This window comes from Bordetella muralis (genome assembly GCF_965139205.1).
In the GTDB taxonomy this organism is placed as follows: domain Bacteria; phylum Pseudomonadota; class Gammaproteobacteria; order Burkholderiales; family Burkholderiaceae_B; genus Bordetella_A; species Bordetella_A muralis.
Map to the genome: position 1 here is coordinate 113752 of NZ_CBCSIU010000014.1, position 5968 is coordinate 119719.

A 5968-nucleotide genomic window follows, 5' to 3' on the forward strand; every position below is an offset into this window, starting at 1 on the left:
CGCCTGCGCGGCCAGACTACCCTTCGCCAGCCTCATCAGGCGGGGCGGACTCAACGGGCCTGCGCCCCCTCAGACACGCCGCCGGTACTCGCGATGGAGGCAGGCTAAGGTTGTTAAAACCTTTTGTTGGTTGAATTGCATTTTTAGAGCGTCTGCTTGACCTTATGAGGGCCGGCTCAATCCTATGGGAACACTTCGAGCGGATTGCGTATCGAGGCTTATGCCTCGCTGCGAGGCTCGATCCGGACTCGGCCGCGGTGGCAATGGATGACGTGCTGGGCGTGGGCGACTTGCATTTGGCGATCGTGGCCCAGGCTGTGTAGTTGGCGCAGCTGGCGTAGCAGGTCTGCCATGCGCGCTTCGGTGGGCATGCGGGCGCCGTTCAAGCGCAACCAGTGGCGTAGAACCAAGGATTGTCGGGCGGAGGGCAGACTGCGCCATCGGACCAGGGAAAAACTCGTGCCGTCGAGCGACAGTTCCAATGTGGCCATGTCGTTTTGTGCGACCTCTTCGAGGATGCTGCTTGTCTCGGCGGCGTGACGTGCGTGGCTGGCCAGGCGGGCTTGCCAGCCGGGCCAGCGGGCATCCAGCACCGGCGACAGCAATTCGCGAACGGCTGCGCGGGTGTAGCGAGGGTCGGCGTTGGTGTGATCCTGGACGGCATGCCAATCGTGCTGTTCGGCGAATGCGTGGGCGGCTTGCAGGATGCTGGCGCGGCTTTGGTTCAGCCACGGGCGATGATAGGTGATGCCATCGCGTTGCATGGTGGGTGCCATGGCGGCCATGCCATCGGGGCCCGTGCCCCGCAGCAGACGCAGCAAGACGGTTTCGGCCTGGTCGTTTTGATGATGCGCCAGCAGGATGTGCTGGACGTCATGTTGACACGACAATTCCGCGAGCGAGGCATAACGCGCGTCGCGAGCGGCGGCCTCTATACCCAGACCAGTGTTGGCATCAACCCGGGCATGTGCGGTGGCAACGGGTACGTCCAGGATACGTCCCAAGGCCTGGACGTGATCGGCCCAGCCATCCGCGGCCGTCTGCAGGCCATGGTGGACGTGGAACAGGATGATTTCAGTGCCGTGCTCGCGTGCCAGTGCAACTGCATGTGCAGCAAGCATCGCGGAATCTGCGCCGCCGCTGGTGGCGACGGCCAGACGTGCCGCCGGATTTGCCACGCCCTGCCATACCTTGCGCAGGGCCGCGGTCAAATCAGGGCTGGGAAACACGGCAATCTCAGTTACGGACTTCTTGGAATTTGCCGTACGACAGCAGGCGCTGCACGCGTTGCTCGACCAGTTGTTCGGCCGTCATGCCACGGAACTGGCGCAAGGCGTCGCCCAGTGCGCGGCGCAGCAGGCGGGCCATGACGCGCGGGTCGCGGTGGGCGCCACCTACGGGCTCGTTGACCACGCGGTCGATCAAGCCCAGGTCTTTCAGACGCGGCGCAGTGATGGCCAGGGCCTCGGCAGCCTCGGAGGCCTTGTCCGCGCTGCGCCACAGAATGGAGGCGCAGCCCTCGGGCGAGATCACCGAGTAGGTGGCGTATTGCAGCATCAACACGGCGTTGCCGACAGCAATCGCCAATGCCCCGCCGGAGCCGCCCTCGCCGATGATGGTCGTGATGACGGGAACTTTGAGTTCGGCCATGGCATACAGGTTGTGGCCGATGGCTTCGGATTGGCCGCGTTCCTCGGCACCCACGCCGGGATAAGCGCCCGGGGTGTCGACAAACGTAAAGATCGGCAGTTTGAATTTTTCAGCCAGGCGCATCAGGCGCAGGGCCTTGCGATAGCCTTCGGGGCGCGGCATGCCGAAGTTGCGCGCCGCGCGTTCTTTGGTGTCGCGGCCCTTTTGGTGGCCGATGACCATGCAGGATTCGCCATTGAAGCGCGCCAGGCCACCGACGATGGACTGGTCATCGGCATACATGCGGTCGCCGTGCAGTTCGTGGTAGTCGGTAAAGATCTCCCGGACATAGTCCAGGGTATAGGGACGCTGCGGATGCCGAGCCACCAGGGCGGTTTGCCACGGCGTCAATTTGCCGTAGATTTCCTTGGCCAGCGTCTGGCTTTTTTGCTGCAGCCGGCCGATTTCGTCGGAAATATCGACGGCAGAGTCGGCCTGGACATAGCGCAGTTGCTCGATTTTGTTCTCGAGCTCGGCCAGCGGTTGTTCAAATTCAAGGAAGGTATTGCGCATGTAGTAGGGTTCCGTTATTGGGTGCCAGGTGGTGCGTTAGTTCAGAGCCGTATGGGGCTCCAGACTGCGCCACAGGTACCAGGTCGCCACGGTACGCCAAGGCTGCCACGCCGACGAGACCTCTCGGGCCTCGAAGCGCGAGACAGGCTCTCCGCTGAAGTAGTGTAACGAGATTGCCTTGAGCAATCCCAGATCGTCCAAAGGCAACACGTCGGGTCGCTGCAAATGAAAGATCAAAAACATCTCGGCCGTCCAGCGGCCGATGCCACGAATGGCGACCAATTCTGAGACCACGCTTTCGTCGTCCATGGCATCCCATTTTTCCGGGTGCACACGGCGCTCGCCAAAATGCGCGGCTAAATCTTGTACGTATTCACATTTGCGCTGCGGCAGGCCTGCTTGCCGCAATCCCTGTACGCCAATGGTGAGCACACTGCTCGGCGTGGGGCGTTTGCCAACAGTCTCCAGAAACCGTTGCCACAGCGTATCCGCGGCCTTGTTGGAAATCTGCTGCCCCAGGATGGCGCGCGCCAGCGTGATAAAAGGCGAGCCGCGCGACGTCAGCCAGGTTTCACTATGCTGCGGAATGATTTTCTTGAGGATGCGATCGCGCCGCATCAGGTGGGCGACGGCTTCTTCCCAGTAGTCGGGCTTGGCGATGGCGATATCTGCGCTAGACATGACAGTGTGGATTCCTCAGGCGCGGCGCCATTGGGTGATACCACCGGGTTTGTCATCGAGCTCGATGCCGGCCTCGCGCAGCTGTGCGCGGATCCGGTCGGCCTCAGCGTAGTCGCGTGCCTGTTTGGCGGCCGCTCGCGCAGCGATCAGAGCATCGATCTGCTCGGCGCCCAATTCGTCAGCGGCGGCGCCCCCCTGTGCCAAGCTCGCTGCCGAATAGCGGGTCGTGCATTGAAAGTAGCTGGCCGGGTCCTGTTGCAACAGTCCCAGCACCGCGGCCAGTGCCTTGAGTTGGCCGGCAGCGTGCGAACTACGGGTGCGATTGGCGTCGGAGGCCAGCTCGAACAATGCCGCCAACGCCCCCGAGGTATTGAAATCGTCGTCCATCGCCGCCTTGAAGGCCTGCGCCGGCGGACTGCTCCAATCCACCTCGCTAGCGTCGGGCGCGACGTTCAGCAGCGCCTGGTAGAGACGATCCAGGGCGTTCTGCGCATCGACCAGGTTGTCCGGCGCGTAGTTTTGCGGGCTGCGATAGTGATTGCGCACGATAAAGAAACGCAACATCTCGGCTTCGCGCGGGTTGACGGCGTAGTCAGCCTGGTCGCCCGCAGCCTCGCCCTGGGCGATGGTCTGGCGGATGGTGCGGAAATTGCCCAGGGATTTGGACATTTTGTCCGAATCGACCATCAGCGGACCGCAATGCATCCAGATATTGGCCAAGGTGCCGCCGAATGCGCCCTCGGTCTGGGCGATTTCGTTTTCGTGGTGCGGGAATTTCAGGTCGGGACCGCCGCCATGGATGTCCAGGGGCAGGCCCAACAGGGCCTTGCTCATGGCCGAGCACTCGATATGCCAGCCGGGACGGCCCAGGCCATACGGGGACGGCCATTTGGTGTCTTCGGGTTCGTCGGGTTTGGCGGCCTTCCAGAGGACGAAATCCAAGGGGTCGCGCTTGGCCGAGCCGACGGCCACACGCTCGCCGGCGCGCAAGTCGTCCAGGGCCTTGCCCGAGAGCTTGCCGTAACCGGCAAAGCCGCGTACCGCGTAATTCACGTCGCCATCGTCGGCCCGATAGGCCAGGCCGTTTTGTTCGAGCTTGCCGATGATGTCGAGCATATCGCCCACATACTGGGTGGCCCGCGGCTCGCGGTCGGGTGACTGTACCCCCAGGGCGCGCTCATCGGCATGCATGGCGGCGATGTAGTATTCGGTAACCTCGCCAATCCGCCGCCCGGTCTCGACCGCGCGGCGAATGATCTTGTCGTCGATATCCGTGATGTTGCGTACATAGTCGACCGCCAGGCCGCTGGCGCGCAGCCAGCGCTGCACCACGTCGAAAGCCACCAGCATGCGGGCATGGCCCAGATGGCAATAGTCGTAAACAGTCATGCCACACACGTACATGCGCACCTGGCCGGGCTGGGCCGGCTTGAAGGGTTCTTTCGTACGCGATAACGTGTTGTAGATGTGCAGCATGACGCTTGAACAGGCCTCGATAAATTGCGGTGCAAGTCCCGCGGGGCGGTCGGCGCCGGCAGGCGAAACATCGGTGGATAAACGACGAACGCAACCGGGGCTAAAATGGCGGTCGTCAAGTATAGCAAGCGGCCTCGTTACGCGCCCAACGCGTCTCCATTTTTAACGGATACCCCTGTGACCCTAAACCGCCTTTTCCGTATAACCATGCTGATCCTGCCGCTGGTAGCCCTGCCAAGCGGTGCCGCTTTCGGGCAGGCCATGGGCGGAGGTGGCAACCTGCCCTACAACGACACGGAGACGCGCACCAAGCTGGATCCGCCGCGGCCGGAAGGCGGCTGGAAAGGCCTGGCCAATCTGCTCGAGGCCCTGAAACCGGGCGTGGACACGCGCCTGGATCCGACGCCGTCGCAGATCACGACCTATATCGAACGCCTGCTCAACGACGGCAAGAACGAAGAAGCCCTCGCGATGATCGAGCAGCGCGAGGCCGCCATCAAAGACCAGCGAGGCACCGATGTGCAGCTCATGTTCCAGCATGCGCGTGCGCTGGCTGCGTTGGGACGCACGTCCGAAGCGGTGAGCCTCTACACGGAGATGACTACCCGATTTCCAGAGTTGCCCGAACCCTGGAACAATCTGGCTGCGCTGTATGCACAACAAGGCGAATTGGACCGGGCCCACGAGGCCCTCGAGATGGCGCTACGCGCCGATCCGAATTACCCGGCTGCGCGCGCCAACATGGGAGACATTCAACTCATGATGGCGCTGCGGACCTATCGTAATGCTGCGAACCAGGGCGTGCCTGGCATGAACGCCAAGGCACGTGAAATCGAAAACATGCTGAAGGAAAGCCAACACAGATGATTTCGCGCTACTCTCCTCTACATTTGCTGCGCTTAGCGGCCTGCAGTGTTGCCCTGGCAATTGTGCCGGCAGCAGTGAGCGCCCAGCCGGCAACCCCATCAACCCCCTCCTCCAAAGAAGGCACAAAACCCATGAGCACCTCTCCCCGCGTCAAACTGCAAACCAATCAGGGCGATATCGTGATTACCCTGGATGCGGAAAAAGCCCCCAAGACCGTGGAAAACTTCCTGAGCTACGTCAAGACCGGTTTTTACAACGGCACGATTTTCCACCGCGTCATTGACGGCTTCATGATCCAGGGCGGCGGCTTCGAAGCCGGTCTCAAGCAGAAACCCACACAAGCCCCGATCGAAAACGAGGCCAACAACGGCCTGAAGAACGACAAGTACACCCTGGCCATGGCGCGCACCAGCGATCCGCATTCGGCTACCGCTCAGTTCTTCATCAATGTGTCGAACAACGACTTCCTGAACTTCACTGCTCCCACGCCGAATGGCTGGGGCTACGCCGTGTTCGGCAAAGTCACCGAGGGCACCGAGGTCGTCGACAAGATCAAGGGTGTGAAGACCGGAAACAGCGGCTTCCACCAGAACGTGCCGACCGAGGATGTGGTCATCGAAAAGGCCGAAGTCCTTGAATAAGGTGACATTGCAGGGCCCCGTCTGGCTGGCTTCGGATGTGCACCTGGGGCCGGCCACGCCGGCCACCGCAGAGGCATTTCTGGGGTTTCTGGACGCGGCGG

General features: G+C 62.1%; 6 protein-coding genes and 1 pseudogene. 3 read left to right on the forward strand and 4 right to left on the reverse strand.

All coding sequences use genetic code 11. The features are described 5' to 3' along the window. Positions 1–218: 218 nt before the first annotated feature. Genes tilS through cysS form a run of 4 tightly spaced genes read right to left on the reverse strand, consistent with a single transcriptional unit; the run spans position 219 to position 4359 of the window. Positions 219–1211: a tRNA lysidine(34) synthetase TilS gene (gene tilS, locus ACNA0I_RS18910; RefSeq protein WP_415807604.1), complete on the reverse strand. Its 993-nt coding sequence runs from the start codon at positions 1209–1211 to the stop codon at positions 219–221. 25 nt (positions 1212–1236) lie between these two features. Further along, positions 1237–2202, reverse strand: coding sequence for an acetyl-CoA carboxylase carboxyltransferase subunit alpha (locus ACNA0I_RS18915; protein WP_415807577.1), 966 nt, complete (start codon positions 2200–2202; stop codon positions 1237–1239). Positions 2203–2238: 36 nt separating this feature from the next. Next, positions 2239–2883 carry a DNA-3-methyladenine glycosylase family protein gene (locus ACNA0I_RS18920; protein WP_415807578.1) on the reverse strand — a complete coding sequence of 215 codons (645 nt, stop codon included), beginning with the start codon at positions 2881–2883 and terminating at the stop codon, positions 2239–2241. Between the two features lie 15 nt (positions 2884–2898). Then, the gene (gene cysS / locus ACNA0I_RS18925) at positions 2899–4359 is read right to left on the reverse strand and encodes a cysteine--tRNA ligase (protein WP_415807579.1); all 1461 of its coding nucleotides are present in this window, start codon (positions 4357–4359) and stop codon (positions 2899–2901) included. Positions 4360–4620: 261 nt separating this feature from the next. Between cysS and ACNA0I_RS18930 the strand changes: the two genes are divergently transcribed. The 3 genes and pseudogenes from ACNA0I_RS18930 to ACNA0I_RS18940 form a co-directional block, all read left to right on the forward strand. After that, positions 4621–5226, forward strand: coding sequence for a tetratricopeptide repeat protein (locus ACNA0I_RS18930; protein WP_415807605.1), 606 nt, complete (start codon positions 4621–4623; stop codon positions 5224–5226). 131 nt (positions 5227–5357) lie between these two features. Further along, entirely contained in the window at positions 5358–5867 is a 510-nt protein-coding gene (locus ACNA0I_RS18935) for a peptidylprolyl isomerase (protein WP_415807580.1), read from the forward strand. After that, a pseudogene (locus tag ACNA0I_RS18940) lies at positions 5860–5968 on the forward strand (UDP-2,3-diacylglucosamine diphosphatase); the annotation flags it as partial. The gene ACNA0I_RS18935 and the pseudogene ACNA0I_RS18940, both read left to right, overlap by 8 nt.